Source organism: Klebsiella sp. K5-306 (assembly GCF_051835185.1).
GTDB classification, from domain to species: domain Bacteria; phylum Pseudomonadota; class Gammaproteobacteria; order Enterobacterales; family Enterobacteriaceae; genus Klebsiella; species Klebsiella oxytoca.
Map to the genome: position 1 here is coordinate 374,990 of NZ_JAIFJY010000003.1, position 24,117 is coordinate 399,106.

Genomic DNA, 24,117 nt, shown 5'->3' on the forward strand with positions numbered 1-24,117 from the left:
ACTCCTGTTCAGTTCAGACCGGCAAGTATATCAGGCCTCCGCGATGAATAAACCGTCTATCCCTGTCCCTGTCACAGCGCGAAAATCATTGGGTATAGGTTTACCCGTATCACCGCGGCTGTGTTATAATTTGCGACCTTTGAATCCGGGATACAGTAGAGGGATAGCGGTTAGATGAGCGACCTTGCGAGAGAAATTACACCGGTCAACATTGAGGAAGAGCTGAAGAGCTCCTATCTGGATTATGCGATGTCGGTCATTGTTGGCCGTGCGCTGCCGGATGTCCGAGATGGCCTGAAGCCGGTACACCGTCGCGTACTATACGCCATGAACGTATTGGGCAATGACTGGAACAAAGCCTATAAAAAATCTGCCCGTGTCGTGGGTGACGTCATCGGTAAATACCACCCTCATGGTGATACTGCCGTATACGACACCATTGTACGTATGGCGCAGCCATTCTCCCTGCGTTATATGCTGGTAGATGGCCAGGGTAACTTTGGTTCGGTCGACGGCGACTCCGCCGCAGCGATGCGTTATACGGAAATCCGTATGTCGAAGATCGCCCATGAACTGATGGCCGACCTCGAAAAAGAGACGGTGGATTTCGTCGATAACTATGACGGCACGGAGAAAATCCCTGACGTTATGCCGACCAAAATCCCGAACCTGCTAGTCAACGGTTCGTCCGGTATCGCGGTAGGTATGGCGACTAATATTCCGCCGCACAACCTGACCGAAGTGATCAACGGCTGTCTGGCCTACGTTGAAAACGAAGACATCAGCATTGAAGGGCTGATGGAACATATTCCCGGCCCGGACTTCCCGACCGCTGCGATCATCAACGGTCGCCGCGGCATTGAAGAGGCCTATCGTACGGGTCGCGGAAAAGTGTACATTCGCGCTCGCGCGGAAGTGGAAGCTGACGCGAAGACCGGCCGCGAAACCATCATCGTGCATGAAATTCCGTATCAGGTGAACAAAGCGCGCCTGATTGAGAAAATCGCCGAGCTGGTCAAAGACAAACGCGTTGAAGGCATCAGCGCGCTGCGCGACGAGTCTGATAAAGATGGCATGCGCATCGTGATTGAAGTGAAGCGCGATGCGGTGGGTGAGGTGGTGCTTAACAACCTCTATTCGCAGACTCAGCTCCAGGTCTCCTTCGGTATCAACATGGTTGCCCTGCACCATGGTCAGCCGAAGATCATGAACCTGAAAGAAATTATTGCCGCGTTCGTGCGCCACCGCCGCGAAGTGGTGACCCGTCGTACTATTTTTGAACTGCGTAAAGCCCGCGATCGCGCGCATATCCTCGAAGCGCTGGCGATTGCCCTGGCCAACATCGATCCGATTATCGAACTGATTCGCCGCGCGCCGACTCCGGCGGAAGCGAAAGCAGCATTAATCGCGCGTTCATGGGATCTGGGCAACGTTTCCGCTATGCTGGAACGCGCAGGCGATGACGCCGCTCGTCCGGAATGGCTGGAGCCTGAGTTCGGCGTACGCGACGGTCAGTACTACCTGACCGAACAGCAGGCGCAGGCGATTCTGGATCTGCGTTTGCAGAAACTGACCGGTCTTGAGCATGAAAAACTGCTCGATGAATACAAAGAGCTGCTGGAACAGATTGCGGAACTGCTGCACATTCTGGGCAGCGCCGATCGCCTGATGGAAGTTATCCGTGAAGAGCTGGAGCTGGTCCGTGAACAGTTCGGCGACGCGCGTCGTACCGAGATCACCGCTAACAGCGCGGATATCAACATCGAAGACCTGATCAACCAGGAAGATGTTGTCGTGACCCTTTCGCATCAGGGCTACGTGAAGTACCAGCCGTTAACCGATTACGAAGCACAGCGTCGTGGCGGTAAAGGTAAATCTGCGGCGCGTATAAAAGAAGAAGACTTTATCGACCGCCTGCTGGTGGCCAACACCCACGACACGATCCTCTGCTTCTCCAGCCGCGGGCGTCTCTACTGGATGAAGGTTTATCAGCTGCCGGAAGCCAGCCGCGGTGCGCGCGGGCGTCCGATCGTCAACCTGCTGCCGCTCGAAGCCAACGAACGTATCACCGCGATTCTGCCGGTACGTGAGTACGAAGAGGGCGTGAACGTCTTTATGGCTACCGCCAGCGGTACCGTGAAGAAAACGGCGCTGACCGAATTCAGCCGTCCGCGTTCTGCCGGTATTATCGCGGTTAACCTCAACGAAGGCGACGAGCTGATTGGCGTCGATCTGACCTCCGGTCAGGACGAAGTTATGCTGTTCTCCGCCGCCGGTAAAGTGGTGCGCTTTAAAGAGGACGCCGTCCGAGCAATGGGCCGTACCGCTACCGGCGTACGCGGCATCAAGCTGGCCGGCGAAGATAAAGTGGTTTCGTTGATCATTCCGCGCGGTGAAGGGGCCATCCTGACCGTTACGCAGAATGGCTACGGTAAACGTACCGCGGCTGAAGAGTATCCAACCAAGTCGCGTGCGACCCAGGGCGTAATCTCAATCAAAGTGACCGAACGCAACGGTTCCGTGGTGGGCGCGGTGCAGGTTGATGACTGCGACCAGATTATGATGATCACCGATGCGGGCACGCTGGTACGAACTCGCGTTTCCGAGGTGAGCATTGTCGGCCGTAACACTCAGGGCGTGATCCTGATTCGTACCGCGGAAGATGAAAACGTGGTCGGTCTGCAGCGCGTTGCTGAGCCGGTTGATGACGAAGAGCTGGATGCCATCGACGGCAGCGCGGCGGAAGGCGATGAAGATATCGCGCCGGAAGCGGACACTGACGATGACATCGCCGAAGATGAAGAGTAATTCTCTGCGGTAATTGTTCTGAAAGGGTCGGGCTCATCCCCGGCCCTTTTTGTTTTCCCGTTGCGGGACCGTAGTTTTATCGTTACCTTAACGCCATTCTGTTGAGCCCCTGACGGCCGAGCATCGCCACATTGAAATATCTAGCTTCTTTCCATAACACGTTAAAAGTTTCACGCTATCTGTTCAGAGCGCTGGCGGTACTGCTGTGGGTGCTGGTCGCTTTTGTTTCGGTGTTTTACATCGTCAACGCTTTGCACGATCGGGAATCGGAAATTCGCCAGGAATTTAACCTCAATGCCGATCAGGCGCAGCGCTATATACAGCGTACGGCCGACGTGATTAAGGAGCTGAAATATGTTGCCGGTAATCGGCCGATAGATGGCGGCGAAGGCGGCGATACGCCGGCCCAGCGCGGCAATATTTCAATTCCTGATTTTGAACCGCTCTATCCGGATTCCGACTGTGCGCTGATGAGTTCCACCTGGCGTAATTCGCTGCAGTCATTGGCGTGGTTTATGCGCTACTGGCGCGACAATTTCTCCACGGCCTACGACCTCAATCGTATTTTTTTGATTGGTAGCGACAATCTGTGCATGGCCAACTTCGGCCTGCGTGATATCCCGCTGGAGCGGGACCAGGCGCTTAAAGTACTGCATCAGCGCATTGAGCAGTATCGCGACGCGCCGCAAAACGAGCGCGGCAATAATCTGTTCTGGATAAGCCAGGGCGTGCGCCCGGGCGTTGGCTATTTCTATGCGCTCACGCCCATCTATGTGGCGAATCGTCTGCAGGCGATGCTTGGCGTAGAGCAAACCATCCGTATGGAAAGTTTCTTTACCCCGGGCAGTTTGCCGATGAACGTGACGATCCTTGACGATAATGGACAGTCGCTGATTTCACTTGCCGGATCGAATAGCAATATCAAACCGGACGCGAAGTGGATGCAGGAACGTCTGTGGTTTGGCTATACCGCGGGTTTTCGCGAGCTGGCGATGAAAAAAAGCCTGCCGCCGTCATCCTTAAGTATTGTCTATTCGGTGCCGGTAGATCAGGTGCTGGAACGCATTCGGATGCTGATACTGAACGCGGTGGTACTCAATCTGCTCACCGGCGCGCTCCTTTTCGCCCTCGCCCGAATGTATGAACGACGGATTTTTATTCCGGCCGAAAATGATGCCCAGCGCCTGGAAGAGCATGAGCAGTTCAACCGCAAAATCGTTGCCTCCGCGCCGGTGGGGATCTGTATTTTACGTACCCTCGACGGCACCAATATCCTGAGTAACGAGCTGGCGCATAACTATCTCAACATGTTAACTCATGAGGACCGGCAGCGGCTGACGCAAATTATCTGCGGCCAGCAGGTAAACTTTGTCGATGTGCTGACCAGCAATAATACCAACCTGCAAATCAGCTTTGTCCATTCGCGCTATCGCAACGAGAACGTGGCGATCTGCGTACTGGTGGACGTATCGGCGCGCGTCAAAATGGAAGAGTCCCTGCAGGAGATGGCCCAGGCCGCCGAGCAGGCCAGCCAGTCGAAATCGATGTTCCTCGCCACCGTCAGCCACGAACTGCGTACGCCGCTGTACGGGATTATCGGCAACCTCGATCTCTTGCAGACCAAGGAGCTACCGAAGGGCGTCGATCGTCTGGTGACAGCGATGAACAACTCTTCCAGCCTGCTGCTGAAAATCATTAGCGATATTCTCGATTTCTCTAAAATTGAGTCCGAGCAGCTTAAAATTGAGCCGCGGGAGTTTTCGCCGCGTGAGGTAATGAACCATATCTCCGCCAACTATCTGCCGCTGGTGGTGCGTAAACATCTTGGGCTGTACTGCTTTATTGAGCCAGACGTTCCGCAACTGATGTCCGGCGATCCGATGCGCCTGCAGCAGGTTATTTCAAACCTGTTGAGTAATGCGATTAAGTTTACCGATACCGGCTGTATTGTCCTGCACGTAGAGCGGGCGGATGATTATCTGCGCATCAGCGTACGCGACACCGGCGAAGGGATCCCGGCGAAAGAGGTGCTACGCCTGTTTGATCCGTTCTTCCAGGTCGGTACCGGCGTGCAGCGCAACTTCCAGGGAACCGGGCTCGGCCTGGCGATTTGTGAAAAGCTTATCAGCATGATGGATGGCGATATTGCCGTCGAAACCGAACCGGGTATGGGCAGTCGATTCACTATTCGTATCCCGCTTTATGGCGTGCAAAATACGCCGCCGCTGAATATTGATGGCCTGGCTGAAAAATGCTGCTGGCTGGCGATTGATAACAGCTCGCTGGCGGTGTTCGTCGAGCAGTTGCTGACCTTCCACGGCGTTCCTGTCCGTCGTTTTGACGGGCAAACGCCGGGAGCGGAAGATATTCTGTTAACCGATAGCGAGACGCATGAAGCCTGGGCTGGCTGCGCGATGGTGATCTTCTCTCGTCGGCATATCGGTATTCCGCAAGAGCGGGCACCCGGCGAGTGGCTGCATAGCGTCGCCACGCCGCACGAGCTCCTGCCGCTGCTGGGACGCATCTTCCATATTGCCGTAGCCAGTGCGGATAACGGCCCTGCGCTAGCTGCCGCGGATGCGCAAAACGCCAGCAATGATGACATGATGATTCTGGTGGTTGACGATCATCCGATCAACCGCCGCCTGTTGGCCGATCAGCTTGGATCGCTGGGCTATCAGTGCGTGACGGCAAATGATGGGGTCGATGCGCTGAATGTCCTGAGCAAACAGCATATTGATATCGTGCTCAGCGATGTCAACATGCCGAACATGGACGGCTATCGCCTGACTCAGCGTATTCGCCAGCTGGGGCTCACGCTGCCGGTGATTGGCGTCACCGCCAACGCGCTGGCGGAAGAGAAGCAGCGCTGCCTGGAATCCGGTATGGACAGCTGTCTTTCTAAGCCGGTCACGCTGGATATCATTAAGCAGACGTTAACGCTCTACGCTACGCGGGTACGTAAGGGAAGGGAGTAGAGAAGCTGCCCGGATAACGCCGCGCTATCCGGGAAGAAAAGAGTTTAGTCTTTGTCGGTGGAACTCAGGGAAACGGAAGAGAGGTAGTTCAGCAGGGCGATGTCGTTTTCCACGCCGAGCTTCATCATCGCCGATTTTTTCTGGCTACTGATGGTTTTGATGCTGCGGTTGAGCTTTTTGGCTATCTCGGTGACCAGGAAGCCTTCGGCGAACAGGCGCAGCACTTCACTCTCTTTCGGCGACAAACGTTTGTCGCCGTAACCGCCGGCGCTGATTTTTTCCAGCAGGCGCGAAACGCTCTCGGGAGTGAATTTTTTGCCTTTTTGCAGCGCTGCCAGCGCTTTAGGCAGGTCGGTTGGCGCCCCCTGTTTCAGGACAATCCCTTCTATGTCCAGATCCAGAACCGCGCTAAGGATCGCCGGGTTGTTATTCATCGTCAGTACAATGATTGACAGGTCCGGGAAATGACGCTTGATGTATTTGATAAGCGTAATGCCATCGCCGTATTTATCACCGGGCATGGATAAATCGGTAATCAGGACATGTGCGTCCAGTTTTGGCAGATTGTTGATTAATGCGGTGGAGTCTTCAAACTCGCCGACAACGTTCACCCACTCAATTTGTTCAAGTGACTTACGAATACCGAACAGTACGATCGGATGGTCATCGGCAATAATTACGTTCATATTGTTCATGTATTAGGCTACCTTGCTACAGCAAGCTCTTGACGTAGTCGTCAATGTCGCTGATATATTTTTCTATGCCTTGCGCATCTTTTTCTCGGATCAGATGCTCAAGCGTTTCACATAACTGCTTGCCGGGTACCAGATTTAGCATAGCAAACGCCCCTTTGAGGCGGTGAGCGGTCTGCGCCAGCGCGGCGAAATCGCCCGTTGCCCGTTCATTATACAGCCTCTTAACATCATCTGGTACCGTGTCAGCAAACAGCGTGTAATAGCCGCTGGCATGCAGTTCGGCGTTACTTTCGCTACCGGCAGAGGAAGGCTGCTCCTCTTCCTCTGCAAGCTGCTGCTCAATCAATTGCAGGATAGCTTCCTGCAGCGCAGCGCTGATATTAAAGTTTACGCGGAGCTGACCAGGACCAATCTTATGAACCCGGGCTTCATCATCGCTTAAAAGCAAGCCCGAAGCAGTAAGATTAGACGGATTATCCGTTAAAAAGAGATCATATTGTTGACTTGTGATTCTGTCATCCGGCGTGATGCAGGTGGCCCCCCAGCTCTCCAGCTGGCGAGTCACAATACGGCGGACTTCATTGGCGGTCACATCAAGCAATATCACCACGTCATCCAGCAGATGTTCCCCTGACTCACTCTCCTCTGCGCTGGCGGCCATTTTTAAATGCAGGGAGTAGCGGGTACCCAGCGACTCGCGTGCTTTGATATTGAGCTGCCCGCCGAGCTTGCGCGTCAGGCGATCGCAGAGCCAGAAGGTGAGGGCGTTGGCCTTGCCGTAGAGGTCTGCCTGCGTATCGTTGAGGAACGGGAAGTGCATATTGTCAATTTCGTTTGCGGAAACGCCGTTGCCGGTATCGAGAATACGGAAGGTCAGACGATCGTCCGCTGATTCATCTTTACTCACTTCCAGAGTAATTTTGCCAATAGGCGTGGTGGTAACCGAATACTGGATAAGCAGTAAAAGCGTACGGCGCAGGGCGTCGCGATCGCCGTAGCGTTGCTCATTGGCCGGCAAGGCGTTGTTAATCAGCAGCTGTAGACCCTTACGTTTGATGATAGGTAGCACTTCAGGCACCACTTCATCTATCAGTTCCTGAATCGAGAATAGACCCTGAGCGCTCTTCCAGCTATCGCTCTCCAGCAGGTTTGCCAGCTCGATTTCATCTACCAACTGCACCAGTTCGTCCGCATGCTGGGCCAGCCTGCGGCTTTCTGCCATGCCGAGCGCCGCGGCTTCTTCCGCCAGCGTCTGCGCCGGCTGCCTGAGCGCCGCGCCGATATGCTGCATAAACGCCGTGCGGCCCTGCTGATTTTTCTCATACAGACGCTGGGCCTGCTTAAGTTTCTTATTCACCATCACCTCACGGTCCTGATCGCGAATAATAAAAATTTGCGTTCGTGGCGAAACCTGACTGCGGAACTGACGGATTTCATACAGTTCATTGTTCACCGTCGCCTGGATCACGCCCTGATGCTGATCGGCCATATTAATGATGTTTTGCAGGTTCAGATGCGGCAGCAGATGATCGGCGATCGGATTGCTGATCACCGTACGGTTAGCCTCCAGATCGTGCACCAGCAGCCCGAGCGGCAGCAGGGAAACGATCTCTTCGTGTATGGCGCGCTGAGCGCGTAGTTCACTATTGGCTGCCGAGGAGATAGCCGTTCCCGCGACGCTTTTACGTCCGCTGTAGTGACGAAAGGTGGTAAATCCGAACAGCGCCAGCGCCAGCAGACCAATGTTCAGCAACAGCGGCAGTAAAATATTTTGCAGCGATTCCAGAATCAGCTCGCTAAAGGGCACCATCCAGACCAGGCGCATACCGGTGGTATTAATGGTCGTGATAATTTCAATCTGCGGGCCGTTAAAGTTAATGCTGACGATGTCGGCAGCTTCTTTATCCGGATTGCTGGTTCCGTTCTGCGAGGGATCGGGCTCCAGACGGAAACTCTCCAGAGACATACTCGGCGGAATGAGGTCGTTAATGGGCAGATCGAAGGCCACTACCGTCGCCAGATGACCGGGCTGGTTAAAGGTGGTGCGTAAGGTGAAGTAGTAGCCGTTTTGCCAGGCGAGGTGGCGCAGCGACGAAAACGTCTCGCGTTCATCAAGGGTATTGGCCTGCAGCAACATCTCAGCCCGGCGTGATTCAACGACGCTGCTGATCGTCGATTCTTTGAAACTGGAAGAGAGATCTTTTAACGGCAGCGTTGAAACCAGTATCAGGCTGTTATCCAGGCCGTTGAGATAATACATTGACCAGGGAATCGTCTCGGCGCCCCACAGGATATCGAGATAGTTGGAGATTTTTTGCGTCATTTCCAGCGTTGAGCCGTCATGAGAGCCAAAAATCAGCGCTTCGGTTTTGCGCCGCGGTTTCTCCAGATAGTAAACATCCTGCTTTAAACGCGTTTCCTGCAACCCGGTTTCGGAGGCTGAGCTGGCAGAGGTTGCGGCGATGTTGTCATAGATTTGCCAGGTGGCGTAGCGCCAGGTATCGATGCGTTTATGCAAGTCGTAGCTGACATCGACAACCTGGTAGCTTTTATCTTTTAGCCAAGCGTTAACGGCGCTTTGGATCATGACCCCCATCGCCGCCAGCAGGACGATGACCATGAGAATAAAGAAGCGGGTAATGTTGCCGGGTATCAGGGAAAATTTTTTCGGGGTCATCGTGTGAGAGTACGACTCATCAGTGTGTGTAAACGGACTGTTGCACCAAGTTAACCGGGGGCAGCGCAGATGCTACGAACAGTATAAAGGTTAACGTCCAAAATCCATACATCTGAATACCCTACAATGACTTTTTTGCCTTGAGATTTATCTTAAACCAGTAATGCGAGCAAAGATGTACACCGCAGTTGTTTTTGTACAATTATTGACGGATTACCTTAGGGAAATAGCACTAAATAACAAGAAATTATATAAATAGCGTTGAGCTTAGACGTAAGTTGTTTGATTAATAACCGTTATTTTTTTCACGAGTAGCATGGAATAATTAAAGATGTGTAAAGAAGGGTAAAAAAAACCGGATGCGAGGCATCCGGTTGAAATAGGGGTAAACAGACATTCAGAACTGAATGACGGTAATAAATAAAGTTAATGATGATAGCGGGATTAATTTTAGTCGCAGACGAGAATTTTGTTTTACCATTCAGTGCTATAGAGATGTAACCATGTAACTCATTGACAGGGATTGAAAATTTTTATTTTTTGATTATTAGTGCTTATTTAGTTGCGCATTTGTGGCAGAAAAAAAGTTCCCTTGGATTTACAAATTGAAACATCTTGTGGGTATTTTGAAACATCTTAGAAGTTTTAGTATCATATTCTTGTTGGATTATTCTGCATTTTGCAGCACAATGAAATAGCCGACTGATTAGAAGGGTAATCAGTAAGCAGTGGCAATAATAAAAGGCATATAACAAACAGAGGGTTAATAACATGAAAGTTAAAGTACTGTCCCTCCTGGTACCGGCTCTGCTGGTAGCAGGCGCAGCGAATGCGGCTGAAGTCTATAACAAAGATGGCAACAAATTAGACCTGTACGGTAAAATCGACGGTCTGCACTATTTCTCTGACGACAAATCTTCCGATGGCGACCAGACCTACATGCGTCTGGGCATCAAAGGCGAAACTCAGATCAACGACCAGCTGACCGGTTACGGCCAGTGGGAATACAACGTTCAGGCGAACAATGTAGAAGGTTCTGACAAGCAGTCCTGGACTCGTCTGGCATTTGCGGGTCTGAAATTCGGCGACGCGGGTTCTTTCGACTACGGTCGTAACTACGGCGTAGTATACGACGTGACTTCCTGGACCGACGTTCTGCCGGAATTCGGCGGCGACACCTACGGTTCTGATAACTTCCTGCAGTCTCGCGCTAACGGCGTGGCGACCTACCGTAACTCCGACTTCTTCGGTCTGGTTGACGGTCTGAACTTTGCTCTGCAGTACCAGGGTAAAAACGGTAGCACCAGCGGTGAAGGTTCCACCAACAATGGTCGTGACTGGAATAAACAGAACGGCGACGGCTACGGCACCTCTCTGACCTATGATATCTATGACGGTATCAGCGCTGGTTTTGCGTACTCTCACTCTAAACGTACTAGCGATCAGAACACCAAAGCAGCACTGGGCCGCGGCGACAACGCTGAAACCTACACCGGCGGTCTGAAATATGACGCCAACAACATCTATCTGGCGTCTCAGTACACCCAGACCTACAACGCAACTCGCGCCGGTTCCCTGGGCTTTGCTAACAAAGCGCAGAACTTCGAAGTGGTTGCTCAGTACCAGTTCGACTTCGGTCTGCGTCCGTCCGTGGCTTACCTGCAGTCCAAAGGTAAAGACCTGGGACGTGGCTACGGCGACGAAGATCTGCTGAAATATGTTGATGTAGGCGCGACCTACTACTTCAACAAAAACATGTCCACCTACGTTGACTACAAAATCAACCTGCTGGACGAAAACAACTTCACCCGTGCTGCCGGTATCTCTACCGACGACATCGTTGCTCTGGGCCTGGTTTACCAGTTCTAAGCACGCTGAAGTTTGAAAAAAGGCGCCGATGGCGCCTTTTTTTATGCCCGGTTTAACCTTGCTGGTGTACTCTTTGGGCCTTAGCAAGAGGAAGCCAATTTTATGGACATGACATTTTTCCGCGCCGCCCTGTTCGGGGCCCTGGTATTACTTTCAGGTTGTGATTCAGCCACTTCTCCCCAGACGCCAAAATCCGCCGCTACCGTACTGGACGGTAAAACCATGGGCACATTCTGGCGGGTCAGCGTCATAGACCTTGATCAGGCGAAGGCCGAGGCGCTGCGTCAGAAAGTTCAGGCTCAGCTGGATGCTGACGATCGTCTGCTTTCCACCTGGAAGAACGATTCAGCGTTGATGCGCTTTAACCATTCGCCGGAGACATCGCCCTGGCCGGTCAGCGAGGCGATGGCGGATATCGTGACGATGTCCCTGCGAATTGGCGCTAAAACTCACGGCGCTATGGATATTACCGTCGGGCCGCTGGTCAATTTATGGGGCTTTGGCCCGGACAAACAGCCGGTAAAAACGCCGGATCCGCAGCAGATTGCCGATGCCAAAGCGCGTAGCGGCTTACAGCATCTGACGGTGATCAACCGGGCCGACGGGCAGTATCTGCAAAAAGACATTGCGGATCTGTTCGTCGATCTCTCCACCGTCGGTGAAGGCTACGCTGCCGATCATCTGGCGCGCCTGATGGAACAGGAGGGGATCTCGCGCTACCTGGTCTCGGTGGGCGGGGCGCTGGTGAGCCGGGGCATGAATGCCGAAGGTCAACCGTGGCGGGTAGCGATCCAGAAACCGACCGATCGCGAAAATGCGGTACAGGCGATCGTCGATATTAACGGCCACGGTATCAGTACCTCGGGCAGCTATCGCAACTACTATGAGCTGGACGGCAAGCGCATCTCGCACGTCATCGATCCGCAAACCGGGCGACCAATCGATCACAAGCTGGTTTCGGTGACCGTTATCGCTCCGACGGCCCTGGAAGCCGATGGCTGGGATACCGGGCTGATGGTGTTGGGGCCGGAAAAAGCGCAGGAGGTGGTGCGTGAACAGGGGCTGGCGGTCTATATGATTGTCAAAGAGGGGGAGGGGTTTAAAACCTGGATGTCTCCGCAGTTCCGCGCTTTCCTGGTTGGCGAGAAAAATTAAACCGCAAGATTTCGGGTTTTTGCTAACGGACTTCGGCCCAGACTGAAGTTACACTTACAGCAGGAGTCCGTGATGAAACCGATAATGTTTGATACCGATGAGCGCCGCTGGCAGGCAGTATGCGAACGGGATACCGGCGCCGATGGTCAGTTCGTTTTTGCCGTGCTGACTACCGGCGTTTGCTGCCGTCCGTCCTGCCGCTCTCGTCGCGCGCTGCGGGAAAATGTTCGCTTCTATCCTGATGTCGATACCGCGCAGGCGGCAGGCTTTCGCCCGTGCAAACGCTGCCAGCCGGAAAACAGCGATCCGCAGCAGCAGAAGGTAGAGAAAGTCGCTGCCGCCTGCCGTCTGCTGGAGCAGGAGACGCCGATCACGCTGGAAGCACTGGCACGCCAGCTTGCGGTTAGCCCCTTTCATTTTCACCGCCTCTTTAAATCCGTGACCGGTATGACCCCCAAAGCCTGGCAACAGGCCTGGCGCGCTCGCCGTTTACGCGAAGCGTTAGGGCAGGGGGCGAAAATTACCGACGCGGCGCTATCCGCCGGTTTCCCGGATAATAGCAGCTACTATCAGCAGGCTGACGCCGCGCTGGGGATGACCGGCCGTCAGTTTCGCCGCGGCGGTGAGAATATGGACATTACCTGGGTATGCGGCGACGGGCCGCTGGGGCGCTGCCTGGTGGCTGAGAGCGAACGGGGAATCTGTGCCGTGCTACCGGGAGATAACGACAGCTCGCTGTATGATCAATTAGCCAGCCTGTTCCCCAATGCGCGACTGCATCCAGGCGATGAAGTCTTTCGCCTGCGGGTTGCGCAGGTCTTTTCTCATCTTAACGATCATCGCCAGCCGTTTTCTTTGCCGCTGGATCTGCGCGGCACGGCTTTCCAGCTTCAGGTCTGGCAGGCGCTGCGCCAGATCCCGGCGGGGGAGACCCGCAGCTATCGCCAGGTGGCGCAAAGTATGGGGCGTCCCCGCGCGGTGAGGGCGGTGGCCAGCGCCTGTGCCGCCAATAAGCTGGCGCTGGTTATCCCGTGTCATCGTGTGGTTCGCGAGGGTGGGGCGCTATCCGGCTATCGTTGGGGAACGGCGCGTAAGGCGCTGCTGCTGGCGCGAGAAGCGCAATACGAGGAGACATAATGCTCGATCTTTTTGCCGATACGCCGCCCTGGCAGGAGCAACTGGCTCCGGGGGCGATAATTTTGCGCCGCTACGCCCGTGAACGCGCGCCAGCGCTTTTGCAGGCAATCACCGATATTGCCCATCGTTCGCCTTTTCGTCAGATGGTTACCCCCGGCGGCTATACGATGTCGGTGGCGATGACTAACTGTGGCGAGCTGGGCTGGACCACGAACGCGCGCGGCTATCTCTATGCCAGCGACGATCCGCTGACGGAAAAGCGCTGGCCGCAGATGCCGCCGCTTTTCCGCGAGCTGGCCTCAGAGGCGGCGGCGGCGGGCGGCTATGCGCACTTTACCCCGGATGCGTGTCTTATTAATCGCTATCAGCCCGGCACAAAGCTGTCGCTGCATCAGGATAAAGACGAGCGCGACCTGCGGGCGCCGATCGTCTCCGTCTCGCTGGGGTTGCCGGCGATATTCCAGTTTGGCGGCCTGCGGCGTAGCGATCCGCTACAGCGGGTGCTGCTGGAGCACGGCGATGTGGTGGTCTGGGGCGGCGAATCACGGCTGTTTTACCACGGCATTCAGCCGCTAAAAGAGGGGGTTCATCCGGATACCGGCTCCTGTCGCTACAATCTCACTTTCCGCCTGGCAGGGAATAAAGAATAAAAATAAGAATTATTCTTGCTGTCATCGTCGAGCAGTTTAAACTGCTGGCTGTTTTTGCTTGCCCGGATTACGCGTTATGGAACTTCTTCTTCTTGTCTGGCGTCAGTACCGCTGGCCGTTTATCTCCGTTATAGCCCTGAGCCTGCTGAGCGCGGCGCTGGGTATTGGGCTTATCGCCTTTATTAACCTGCGCCTGATAACTATCGTCGATACCTCCTTGACGGTACTGCCGGAATTTCTGGGACTATTATTGCTGCTGATGGCGGTCACCCTCGGCTCGCAGCTGGCGCTTACTACGCTCGGCCACCATTTTGTTTATCGCCTGCGCGGGGAATTTATTAAGCGCATTCTGGATACGCAAATTGAGAAGATCGAGAAAATCGGCAGCGCGTCGCTGCTGGCCGGGTTAACCAGCGACATCCGCAACATTACCATTGCTTTCGTGCGTCTGCCGGAGCTGGTACAGGGGATTATTCTGACCTTTGGTTCCGCCGCTTATCTGGCCTGGCTGTCAGGAAAAATGATGCTGGTTACCGCGCTGTGGCTGGCGTTGACTATCTGGGGCGGATTTGTGCTGGTGTCGCGGGTCTACAAGCACATGGCCTCGCTGCGCGAAACCGAAGATAAGCTGTATCACGATTATCAAACGGTTCTCGAAGGACGCAAAGAGCTCACCCTTAATCGCGAGCGCGCTGAATATGTATTTAATCAGCTCTATCTCCCGGACGCGCGCGAATACCGCCACCATATTGTCCGCGCCGATACCTTCCATCTGAGCGCGGTCAACTGGTCGAATATTATGATGCTGGGCGCGATTGGCCTGGTCTTCTGGATGGCTAACAGCCTGGGCTGGGCCGATACGGCGGTGGCGGCCACCTATTCGTTGACGCTGCTCTTCCTGCGCACGCCGCTGCTCTCTGCGGTTGGCGCGCTGCCGACTCTGCTCAGTGCTCAGGTGGCATTCAATAAGCTGAATAAGTTTTCGCTCGCGCCCTACCGCGCTGAATTCCCGCAGGCGCAGGTGTACCCCCACTGGCAGACGCTCGAGCTGCGCGATATTACCTTCCATTATCCCGACAACAGCTTTGCGGTTGGGCCGATTAATCTGACTCTCAGGCGCGGCGAGCTGGTATTCCTGATTGGCGGCAACGGGAGCGGAAAATCGACGCTGGCCATGCTGCTGACCGGTTTGTATCAGCCGGTTTCTGGACAGATCCTGGTTGACGGGAAGCCGATGGCGGCGGATAAGCCGGAAGATTACCGCAAGCTTTTCTCGGCGGTCTTTACCGACGTCTGGCTGTTCGACAGGCTGCTGGGACCGGAAGGGAAGGCGGCGGATCCGGCGCTGGTGGAGAAGTGGCTGGGCTATCTGCAAATGAATCATAAGCTACGGCTGGACGATGGCAAAATTCTCGACCTGAAGCTGTCAAAAGGGCAGAAAAAGCGCGTGGCGCTGCTGCTGGCGTTAGCAGAAGACAGAGATATCATCATGCTGGATGAATGGGCGGCAGATCAGGACCCCCATTTCCGCCGCGAATTCTATCAGGTGCTGCTGCCGCTGATGAAGGAGATGGGCAAAACCCTCTTTGCCATCAGCCATGACGATCACTACTTTCAGCACGCCGACAGGCTGCTGGAAATGCGCGGCGGCCAGCTCTCAGAGCTGACCGGAAATGAGCGCGAACTAGCGACCCGCGATGCGGTTGCCCGTACCGCCTGATCGGTTTACGCCGTCCCGGAGGCGTTAGTCGACCTCCGGGGTATCTGCAGGCTGCTGTTTTTTCCGTCGACCGAATTCATAGCGGTTATTATTTCCGCCTCCTCGCGCTATGCTTAAGGCTTCCGGCCTGCTGGTCTGACAGATATTTTTACAAGGATTGCCTGACCGATGTCCGTTTTGCACAAAAAAAGCGCCAGATTGCGCGATGAAGAGCGCGCCCGCCTCATTTGGCTCCTGAGCACCGATAAAGCCGTCACATCTTCACTGCTGGGTAAATTAACCCTCGCTGAACGCTACGATGACAGTACCCTGGCCGACGATCTGGCGGAAGTGGAAATGCTGGTTTCACACCTGCCGCCGCCGGATCTTGCCGATGCGCTCGAAGCGCTGCCCTATGATGCGCGCAACGCGCTCTGGCGGCTGGTCGCCGATGATAAGCGCGGCAAAGTGCTGCTGGAGGCGTCGGAAAGCGTCTGGGGCGACCTCATCGAAGAGATGAGCGATCACGATCTGCTGTTCGCGCTGCAAAATCTCGATATTGATGAACAGGTTTACCTGTTGCAGCACTTGCCCCGCGATCTGACCGGACGTTTACTGGCCACCCTGCCTGCGGATAAGCGCGCGCGTATTCGCCAGATGATGCGCTACGCCGACAATACCGTCGGCGCGATCATGGAGTTTGAGGTCATTACCGTCCGTCCGGAAGCGACTCTCGCAGCGGTGCAGCGCTATCTGCGGCGACTAGGTAAAATGCCGGAGAATACCGATAAACTGTTTGTGACCACCCGCAATAAGCTGCTGCTCGGCGAACTCGAGCTGCAAACCATTCTGCTTAACGATGCGCAGAAGCGGGTAGGGGAAGTGATGGAAGGCGATCCGGTGACCTTCCAGCCGCACGAAGACGCGGAGAAAGTGGCGCGTACCTTTGAACGTGATGACTTACTTAGCGCCGCGGTGATTGATGCCGACGGCAAGCTGATGGGACGTTTAACCATTGATGAGATCGTTGACGTGGTCTATGAGGAGACGGATAACGATTTACGCCGGATGGGCGGCCTGAGCAACGATGACGACGTGTTTGCGCCGGTGAGCAAAGCGGTGAAGACCCGCTGGGCCTGGCTGGCGGTGAATCTTTGCACCGCGTTTATCGCTTCCCGCGTGATCGATGGCTTCGAACATACTATTTCCCAACTGGTGGCGCTGGCGTCGCTAATGCCGATTGTCGCCGGGATTGGCGGCAACACGGGCAACCAGACGATCACCATGATCGTGCGGGCAATGGCGTTACAGCATATTCAGCCGGGAAGTTTTACCTTCCTGATCTTGCGCGAGATGGGCGTTGCGCTGATCAATGGGATCGTCTGGGGCGGGATTATGGGGGCTATCACCTGGTGGCTATACGACGATCCGCAACTGGGCGGCGTGATGACGTTGGCGATGATGCTCAATCTACTGATGGCGGCAATGATGGGCGTCATTATCCCAATGGTGATGGTCAAGCTGGGACGCGACCCGGCGGTCGGCTCCAGCGTAATGATTACCGCGATTACCGACACCGGCGGATTCTTTATTTTTCTTGGGCTGGCGACGCTTTTTCTGATGTAGCCTGCGCTTGAGTCCGCAGACGGCGGGGGATTAGTGCCATTGAGATCAGCCCTGCCAGAACGCCGATTGCCAGATTGCTGGTGCCGACGGTTGCGCCGACGGTCACCAGCATCACCAGCGTTTCCGGCCACGGATTGCGCGCCAGCTCAGCCGGACGAATACTGTGCCAGCTAAAGGTCTTCACCGCGACAATCACCATCACCCCGGCGAGCACGGCCATCGGGATTTTTGCCATCACTTCGCTTAAGGCAGTCACCAGCAGGAGCAGCACCAGGCCTGCGGCAACGGTCGACACGCGGCTGCGCGCTTTACCCATTTCAACATTAACGATGGTCTGGCCGATCATCGCGCACCCGGCGATACCGCCATAGAACCCGGCGAGAATGTTGGCGATGCCCAGACCCGCGCTCTCGCGCGCTTTGCTGGAAGGCGTTTGGGTTAAATCATCCACCAGCTTTGCCGTCAGAAGCGACTCCATCAGGCCGACAAAAGCGATACTCAGCGCGCAGGGCCAGATGATGTGCAGCGTGGTTAAATTCAGAGGAACTATCAGGCTGGTTAACCCCGGTAGTCCGCCGCTCATTGAGCCTTCATCGCCGACGGTCGGCAGCAGCTGGCCGCTGAAAACGGTAAACAGCGTCAGCAGTACGATAGCGATGAGCGGAGAAGGGATTGCCTTTATATAGCGCGGCGCCCACAGCACAATCAGCAGCGTTAACACGAACAGGCCGATAATCAGCGGCTGCTTGCTCCAGAAATGCGGTACCTGGGCAAAAAAGATGAGAATACCCAGCGCGTTAACAAAACCGGTCATCACCGGCTGCGGAATAAAGCGCATCAGGCGCGCCATGCCGCAAATGCCAAACAAAATTTGAATAACGCCGGCCATTATGACCGCCGGGAGAATGTAGCCGACGCCATATTGATGCACCATCGGACCAATCACCAGCGCTACCGAACCGGCGGCGGCGGTGACCATCGCTGGTCTGCCGCCGAGAACCGACATCGCCAGGCACAGCACTACGGAGGCAATCAGGCTGACTTTCGGATCAACGCCAGCGATAACCGAGAAGGAGATGACCTCGGGGATTAGCGCCAGTGCGGTGAGTACGCCCGCCAGCGTTTCACGCGTCAGCAGCGCGGGCGAGCGCAGGATCTGGCCTAATGCGCCAGCGTTGCTGGAGGTAGCGGAATCAGAAACAGGGGGCATAAAAAAATTTCGCAGAATTTAAAAAATTTGGGCCATGATCGGTCGCTGGTTACGTGCGGTCGGTCACAAAACCGAGGATAATAGCGCGGAAGCGCCTCTGATACCAGTACAAAATGTGATTTATGATACACATTTATTAAACATTTTTATAACAGATCTCAAAACTCAACTTAAAATTTAAACAATATTTAAATTTTTTTTCTTCAGTGTTACCTTTGAAGCCGAGAATCGTTTCACCTGCGCTAAATAAAAAAGCGAGTAAAGTAAGGCTCAAATCCGATGAAGAAAAAGATGGCCGTACCCAGCTCACAGGCGGTTGGTTCCAATAACACTCGGACCAACACCCGCCATGAGCAAGAGACGGATGTATTGTTGATTGGCGGCGGCATCATGAGCGCCACGTTGGGAACCTGGCTGCAGGAACTGGAGCCGGATTGGTCTATTACCATGGTCGAGCAGATGTCCAGCGTGGCGGAAGAGAGCTCGAACGGATGGAACAACGCGGGTACCGGCCACGCGGCGTTGATGGAACTGAACTATACGCCGCAAACCGCTAACGGTATCAACATCGATAAAGCGGTCGACATCAACGAATCCTTCCAGATTTCTCGTCAGTTCTGGGCCCATCAGGTGACCCGGGGCATTCTGAAAAAGCCTAAATCCTTTATTAACAGCGTGCCGCACATGAGCTTCGTATGGGGCGAAGACAATGTTAACTTCCTGCGCGCTCGATATGCGGCTTTACAACAAAGCGAGCTGTTCCGCGGTATCCGCTACTCTGAAGATCATCAACAAATAAAAGAGTGGGCTCCGCTGGTGATGGAAGGACGCGATCCGCAGCAGAAGGTGGCCGCGACCCGCTCGGAGGTGGGTACCGACGTGAATTACGGCGAAATCACCCGTCAGCTGATCGCCGGGCTGCAAACCCATGATAATTTCTCTCTCCAGCTGGGGACCGTGGTGCGCCGTTTTAAGCGCAACGCCGACAAAAGCTGGACCGTTACGCTGGCGGATGCGATCAACCGTCACCAGAAACGGGTTATCAAGGCTAAATTTATCTTTATCGGGGCCGGCGGCGCCGCGCTAACCCTGCTGCAGGAAACCGGTATTCCGCAGGCTAAAGAGTACGCGGGCTTCCCGGTCGGCGGACAGTTCCTGGTGTGTGAGAACCCGGAAGTGGTTAATCACCATCTGGCCAAAGTCTACGGTCAGGCCGAGGTTGGCGCGCCGCCGATGTCGGTTCCGCACATCGACACCCGTATTATCGACGGCAAGCGCGTGGTGCTGTTTGGGCCGTTCGCAACCTTCTCGACCCGCTTCCTGAAAAACGGTTCGCTTTGGGATCTGCTGGCCTCGACCAACACCTCGAATATCATGCCGATGCTCAACGTGGGGCTGGATAACTTCGATCTGGTGAAGTATTTGATTAGCCAGGTGCTGCAAAAGGACAAAGATCGTCACGCGGCGCTGTGTGAATACTATCCGGAAGCGCGCAAAGAAGACTGGCGCTTATGGCAGGCCGGCCAGCGCGTGCAGATTATCAAGCGCGATGAGAAGAAGGGCGGCGTTCTGCGCCTCGGTACCGAGGTCGTCAGCGATGACGAAGGCACCGTAGCCGCGCTGCTGGGCGCCTCGCCGGGAGCGTCCACTGCGGCGCCGATTATGCTGCAGCTCATGGAAAAAGTGTTCAAAGAGAAGGTCAACTCAGCGGAGTGGCAGGCGAAACTGAAAGCGATTATACCAAGCTACGGTACGCGTCTGGACGGCAACGCTGCGGAAATAGAAAAGGCGCTGGCGTGGACCAGCGAAGTGCTGGAACTGCACTACGAGCCGGTTACGGTGGCTGATGAGGTTCCGCAGGCGGAGCTGAAGCCGCTGCCGGAAGGTAAACCGGTCGCTGATATTGCGCTCTAACTTCTTCTCCGGCGGCTCAGGCCGCCGGATTCACTCGTACAGGGATTAACGCACAACGGCCGTGCCGATGGTTTCGTCCGCTCTCCAGATACGATATTTCACATCGATGTTGGCCGGGGTATAAACCACGATTGGCAGCTTACTGTTGTAACGCAGCATTCCCGCATCGCCCAGACCTGCCATCACAAACTGCTTCTCTTTTTTACCATCCGGACAGGCCATCATGGTCGAGACGGGGGAAGTCACTTTATCAAATACGTAGTAGTCGTAGCCCCAGCCTTCAAGGGTTTTGCTTTCCAGTTGACCGCCAAGACGATGACGATTGCAGTCGACTTCCAGCGTTTGGCCAATCATCAGCTCCACTTTTAACGTCGACTCATCCTGCTGCTGCGGCAGCTGGATCACCTGACGCTTCATCCCTTGCTCCGCTTTAGGGTAGGGAGCGATTTTTTCCAGCGGCTGTTCAGCTGCAACGGCGCTGGCGGAAACGCAGGCAAGAGCCAGCATGGAAGCGGCAAACGTAGTGATTTTTTTCACGTGGGTAATCCTTTGTTATCAATCCTCAACGGCATAAGAGTAGCATTTATCCGCTGAATGATAAGTGCAATTTACCAAAATTTTCACAAATAGCAGTTATAAATTCTGTTTATGAGAGGGAGCGTAGTCGTTAACTACTTCCCATAAGCTTAACGTCTCGGTTTAAGACGGGCGCTGAGAACGGGGTTTCATCGCAGTCGAGCAGGGGGTGCCCCCCTGCGTTTTGCTGTCCCGCGCTGTTTTTACTTATTTACCGCTCAGATAAAACGCCGATCGCCACTTGACGGGATGGCAGCATTTTACCTGTAAAGCGCTGCAATACAGCGCTGCTACTCTTCGTGATTTTTACCTTCTTCGAGGAAATCTTCATCAAGCTCATCAATGTTTCCAGCGTGATCGCGTCCGGAGAGAAGGTTCCAGCAGGCGATAAACAGCGCGGCGATCAGCGGGCCGATAACAAAACCATTGATGCCGTAAATTTCCATTCCGCCGATCGTGGTGATCAGGATCAGGTAGTCCGGCATTTTGGTATCTTTACCAACCAGTAAAGGTCGCAGAATGTTATCCACCAGACCTACGATGATCACAAAGAAACCGACGATAAACGCGCCCTGCCAGAGCTGGCCGGTCGCGAAGAGATAGATTGCCGCTGGAACCCAGATAATCGCCGAGCCCACCGCCGGGATTAGCGACAGAAACGCCATCAGGGCGCCCCACAGGATGCTGCCATCAATCCCCACGATCCAGAACGCCAGTCCCCCAAGCGCGCCCTGCGCAAGCGCCACCGCGACGGTGCCTTTTACCGTCGCCCGGGAGACGGCGGCAAATTTAGCGAAAAGATGCTGCTTCACATGATTCGATAGCGGCAGGGATTCAAGGATCAGTCTGACCAGATACGGGCCATCTTTGAGCAGGAAAAACAGCAGATAAAGCATGATGCCGAAGCTGACGGTAAAGCCGAAGGTCCCTTTCCCAATCAAGAATGCGCTACCGGCCAGGTACTGGCCTCCTTTCAGCGCTACGTCTGAAAGCTGGCGCTGAATCTGTTCCGCGCTATCGAGATTATGCTCAGAAAGGAAGCTCCTGGCCCATTCCGGCAGATGAGCAAACAGGCTGGCTACCACGGTCGGGAACTGGGTGTCATTATGCTGCAGTTTGGTGTAAACCACGTTGAGCTCGAAGGCCAGCGACGAAAGAATGATCGCCAGCGGGGTAAAGACAATCAGGCAGATAATGACGATGGTCAGCAGCGCCGCCAGGCCGTTGCGCTCGCCGAGCCGATCGCGCAGTTTGTTTTTCACCGGGTGGAAGATCACCGCCAGAATGGCCGCCCATAAAATGGCTGAATAATAGGGGGAGAGAACGTCGAAAAAAGCCAGGGTGACGATCAGCACGATCAGGATGAAAAATCCCTTCGTAAGTCCATTAACTCTCATGTAAATCCTTCAGAAAAATGACGTGTACAGTCAAATAATAGAAGTTTCTCCACAATTTACAATCATAGCTGCTGCGGCGATGTGTAGAAGAGCGGTATTGATGGGAGATATCATTTCTGCTCATACTTTAAACACGCCGGCAGAATGGAGTCGCGCTATTTTTGTTCTCGCTTTCTCTGTCCGGCTCGCCAGGACGAGTAATCAGTCGTTGAGACTGCCAGGTATTATTTAGCTCTTTTATATGAAATTCTCTTTCCATTATTTTCACGATATTAATACCCTCTATTATTATTCCCTTGCAGCGGGTATGCATGACAATATTTAAACGTCTACTGATTGTGCTGAGTGTTTTCAGTTCCAGGAATAATTATTATCCCTTGCGTGCATTGATTTATATCAATTAAATGGTTTTATTTATATATGAATGCAAAGTTTATTCATACGTCTGTTATGAATTAAATCATTACGCAGAATGAATTATTAGTATTTTTTACAGAGAGTTGAATTTCTTAATTGAAACCTTGGTTAAAAGCGGGAGGCTTACTGGTTGACCTGTTACAATACTTTGTTCTACTATGGTTTTATTCAGGCTATTCATTATTTTTCTCTAAGATCCCTCAAAGGAAGAGATTGCTATGGCCGCTACGACTCAGAATAAAAGCCGGGTTAACGTATTAATTTACCCTGAAGACTGTATATCGGTGGCGTATAGTGAAGTGTCGATCTACGACTAAAACTTCTAACTACCAGCGATTGTCAGTCGTAATACAGCAGCCGTTTATTATCTGAAGGAGAAAAAATCATTATCAATAAAAATTATTTCAATGTCGGGCTATTTTAATTTAGCCCGGACATAATCTTCAGCGTGCAAAATATGCTGGCAGGGACGGTTCGGAATAAAAGTTGATGCTGAATGTTGCCTGTATTAAAGACTTTAATCAGGAAATAGCTGGTCGAAGAGATCGTAACATCGCGCCATGCTGGCGACGCCGCTCTAATTGCTGGCTTCTTAATAACGCTACTTTTCAGGAAATAACCTGGGAATATTTTAAAAGCCCCTGGGTGGTCAGAAGCGTTAGTTGACGAAATGCGCGAACCTGGCAAAAACACACAATCAGCCTGTCAGGCCTGATGCGCTTTGGTAAGTAAGCAGCGACGGGCGGTAGCGTGCCCGCAAACGATAAAGAGAGATTCCTGTGAAAACCCCGTCATGCCGCAACGCCAACTTAATCCTGTCTGTACCCGTGCTGCAGAAGGAGTGCGCCAGACCCGGGCGTACGGGCAAATCCTGCCCGGGCACTGTCAGCCGGCGCAGACGGGCCCGGTTCCGGCCTGCAATAAAGTGGAGCGGCCTGCGATGACGTTTGAGAAAGAGGTGAGCGAATGAGTGATATCCCGGCACAGCAGTTCAGCCACAACCATCCTCTGTTAACGGTGCGCGGCTGCCGCGCCCTCCTGGACGTGCTGGCCTTTGAAGGCGATGAGGCCCTGAGCGAACCGTTCAGCTACCAGATTGAATTCACCAGCGCCGACAAAACCCTCACGCCGCAGCAGATGCTGATGCAGGATGCCGCCTTCACTCTGCAGGCCCCGGTTGATCAGGGCTTCGGGGTAAAAATCCGGCAGCCGGTACGCACGATTCAGGGCTTGGTGACGGCGTTTGAGCGCCTTTCCGCCTCCCGGGACGAAACGCATTATTCCCTGACCCTGCAGCCGCGTCTGGCGC

At 54.1% G+C, this 24,117-nt stretch carries 16 protein-coding genes; 11 read left to right on the forward strand and 5 right to left on the reverse strand.

Annotated features, from left to right (window positions below; genetic code table 11):
- The first annotated feature begins 174 nt into the window (after positions 1–174).
- Complete coding sequence (gene gyrA, locus K2184_RS07570; RefSeq protein ID WP_004103997.1) at positions 175–2,808, forward strand: DNA topoisomerase (ATP-hydrolyzing) subunit A; 2,634 nt, start codon at positions 175–177, stop codon at positions 2,806–2,808.
- 131 nt (positions 2,809–2,939) lie between these two features.
- Positions 2,940–5,786, forward strand: a complete 2,847-nt coding sequence (gene rcsC, locus K2184_RS07575; RefSeq protein WP_004114172.1) for a two-component system sensor histidine kinase RcsC — start codon at positions 2,940–2,942, stop codon at positions 5,784–5,786.
- Positions 5,787–5,830: 44 nt separating this feature from the next.
- On the opposite strand, the gene rcsB is transcribed toward rcsC, so the two are convergent.
- Positions 5,831–6,481 (reverse strand): response regulator transcription factor RcsB, encoded by a 651-nt coding sequence (gene rcsB / locus K2184_RS07580; protein WP_004103995.1) that lies wholly within the window; start codon positions 6,479–6,481, stop codon positions 5,831–5,833.
- 16 nt (positions 6,482–6,497) lie between these two features.
- Entirely contained in the window at positions 6,498–9,158 is a 2,661-nt protein-coding gene (rcsD, locus tag K2184_RS07585) for a phosphotransferase RcsD (protein ID WP_163525197.1), read from the reverse strand.
- 771 nt (positions 9,159–9,929) lie between these two features.
- Here rcsD and K2184_RS07590 point away from each other — a divergent pair.
- From K2184_RS07590 to mgtE, 6 genes are all read left to right on the forward strand, one after another.
- On the forward strand, positions 9,930–11,027 hold the full coding sequence (locus K2184_RS07590) for a porin OmpC (RefSeq protein ID WP_004103993.1): 1,098 nt from the start codon (positions 9,930–9,932) through the stop codon (positions 11,025–11,027).
- A 102-nt stretch (positions 11,028–11,129) separates the two neighbouring features.
- Positions 11,130–12,182: an FAD:protein FMN transferase ApbE gene (gene apbE / locus K2184_RS07595; RefSeq protein ID WP_004103991.1), complete on the forward strand. Its 1,053-nt coding sequence runs from the start codon at positions 11,130–11,132 to the stop codon at positions 12,180–12,182.
- Between the two features lie 72 nt (positions 12,183–12,254).
- The gene (gene ada, locus K2184_RS07600) at positions 12,255–13,319 is read left to right on the forward strand and encodes a bifunctional DNA-binding transcriptional regulator/O6-methylguanine-DNA methyltransferase Ada (RefSeq protein ID WP_004103989.1); all 1,065 of its coding nucleotides are present in this window, start codon (positions 12,255–12,257) and stop codon (positions 13,317–13,319) included.
- Positions 13,319–13,969, forward strand: coding sequence for a DNA oxidative demethylase AlkB (gene alkB / locus K2184_RS07605; protein ID WP_004103987.1), 651 nt, complete (start codon positions 13,319–13,321; stop codon positions 13,967–13,969). Before ada ends, alkB begins: the two co-directional genes overlap by 1 nt.
- Before the next feature lie 76 nt (positions 13,970–14,045).
- Positions 14,046–15,689: a multidrug ABC transporter permease/ATP-binding protein gene (locus tag K2184_RS07610; protein WP_049129130.1), complete on the forward strand. Its 1,644-nt coding sequence runs from the start codon at positions 14,046–14,048 to the stop codon at positions 15,687–15,689.
- A 168-nt stretch (positions 15,690–15,857) separates the two neighbouring features.
- Positions 15,858–17,294 (forward strand): magnesium transporter, encoded by a 1,437-nt coding sequence (gene mgtE, locus K2184_RS07615; protein ID WP_004103983.1) that lies wholly within the window; start codon positions 15,858–15,860, stop codon positions 17,292–17,294.
- On the opposite strand, the gene K2184_RS07620 is transcribed toward mgtE, so the two are convergent.
- A complete protein-coding gene (locus K2184_RS07620) occupies positions 17,257–18,504 on the reverse strand; it encodes a SulP family inorganic anion transporter (protein ID WP_004103980.1) in 1,248 nt (415 codons plus the stop codon). The genes mgtE and K2184_RS07620 overlap by 38 nt on opposite strands.
- Before the next feature lie 279 nt (positions 18,505–18,783).
- On the opposite strand from K2184_RS07620, the gene mqo reads away from it, so the two are divergent.
- Entirely contained in the window at positions 18,784–20,418 is a 1,635-nt protein-coding gene (gene mqo / locus K2184_RS07625) for a malate dehydrogenase (quinone) (protein ID WP_064370820.1), read from the forward strand.
- A gap of 45 nt (positions 20,419–20,463) precedes the next feature.
- Here mqo and eco read toward each other — a convergent pair whose 3' ends face one another.
- Both eco and K2184_RS07635 read right to left on the reverse strand, forming a co-directional pair.
- A complete protein-coding gene (eco, locus tag K2184_RS07630; protein WP_049128120.1) occupies positions 20,464–20,955 on the reverse strand; it encodes a serine protease inhibitor ecotin in 492 nt (163 codons plus the stop codon).
- Positions 20,956–21,284: 329 nt separating this feature from the next.
- Complete coding sequence (locus K2184_RS07635) at positions 21,285–22,391, reverse strand: AI-2E family transporter (RefSeq protein WP_004103976.1); 1,107 nt, start codon at positions 22,389–22,391, stop codon at positions 21,285–21,287.
- A gap of 1,210 nt (positions 22,392–23,601) precedes the next feature.
- On the opposite strand from K2184_RS07635, the gene K2184_RS07640 reads away from it, so the two are divergent.
- Together K2184_RS07640 and K2184_RS07645 are read left to right on the forward strand one after the other, a co-directional pair.
- On the forward strand, positions 23,602–23,778 hold the full coding sequence (locus K2184_RS07640) for a hypothetical protein (protein WP_187417762.1): 177 nt from the start codon (positions 23,602–23,604) through the stop codon (positions 23,776–23,778).
- Positions 23,775–24,117: contractile injection system protein, VgrG/Pvc8 family (locus tag K2184_RS07645; RefSeq protein ID WP_439237746.1), on the forward strand; the 343-nt coding region annotated here is incomplete at its 3' end. The genes K2184_RS07640 and K2184_RS07645, both read left to right, overlap by 4 nt.

What these genes read in the sequence shown, in the direction of transcription:
- gyrA (WP_004103997.1), top strand. Translation starts at nt 175, where the DNA reads ATGAGCGACCTTGCGAGAGAAATTACACCGGTCAACATTGAGGAAGAG.
- rcsB (WP_004103995.1), bottom strand. Translation starts at nt 6,481, where the DNA reads ATGAACAATATGAACGTAATTATTGCCGATGACCATCCGATCGTACTG.
- rcsD (WP_163525197.1), bottom strand. Translation starts at nt 9,158, where the DNA reads ATGACCCCGAAAAAATTTTCCCTGATACCCGGCAACATTACCCGCTTC.
- K2184_RS07590 (WP_004103993.1), top strand. Translation starts at nt 9,930, where the DNA reads ATGAAAGTTAAAGTACTGTCCCTCCTGGTACCGGCTCTGCTGGTAGCA.
- apbE (WP_004103991.1), top strand. Translation starts at nt 11,130, where the DNA reads ATGGACATGACATTTTTCCGCGCCGCCCTGTTCGGGGCCCTGGTATTA.
- ada (WP_004103989.1), top strand. Translation starts at nt 12,255, where the DNA reads ATGAAACCGATAATGTTTGATACCGATGAGCGCCGCTGGCAGGCAGTA.
- alkB (WP_004103987.1), top strand. Translation starts at nt 13,319, where the DNA reads ATGCTCGATCTTTTTGCCGATACGCCGCCCTGGCAGGAGCAACTGGCT.
- K2184_RS07610 (WP_049129130.1), top strand. Translation starts at nt 14,046, where the DNA reads ATGGAACTTCTTCTTCTTGTCTGGCGTCAGTACCGCTGGCCGTTTATC.
- mgtE (WP_004103983.1), top strand. Translation starts at nt 15,858, where the DNA reads ATGTCCGTTTTGCACAAAAAAAGCGCCAGATTGCGCGATGAAGAGCGC.
- K2184_RS07620 (WP_004103980.1), bottom strand. Translation starts at nt 18,504, where the DNA reads ATGCCCCCTGTTTCTGATTCCGCTACCTCCAGCAACGCTGGCGCATTA.
- mqo (WP_064370820.1), top strand. Translation starts at nt 18,784, where the DNA reads ATGAAGAAAAAGATGGCCGTACCCAGCTCACAGGCGGTTGGTTCCAAT.
- K2184_RS07635 (WP_004103976.1), bottom strand. Translation starts at nt 22,391, where the DNA reads ATGAGAGTTAATGGACTTACGAAGGGATTTTTCATCCTGATCGTGCTG.
- K2184_RS07640 (WP_187417762.1), top strand. Translation starts at nt 23,602, where the DNA reads ATGCCGCAACGCCAACTTAATCCTGTCTGTACCCGTGCTGCAGAAGGA.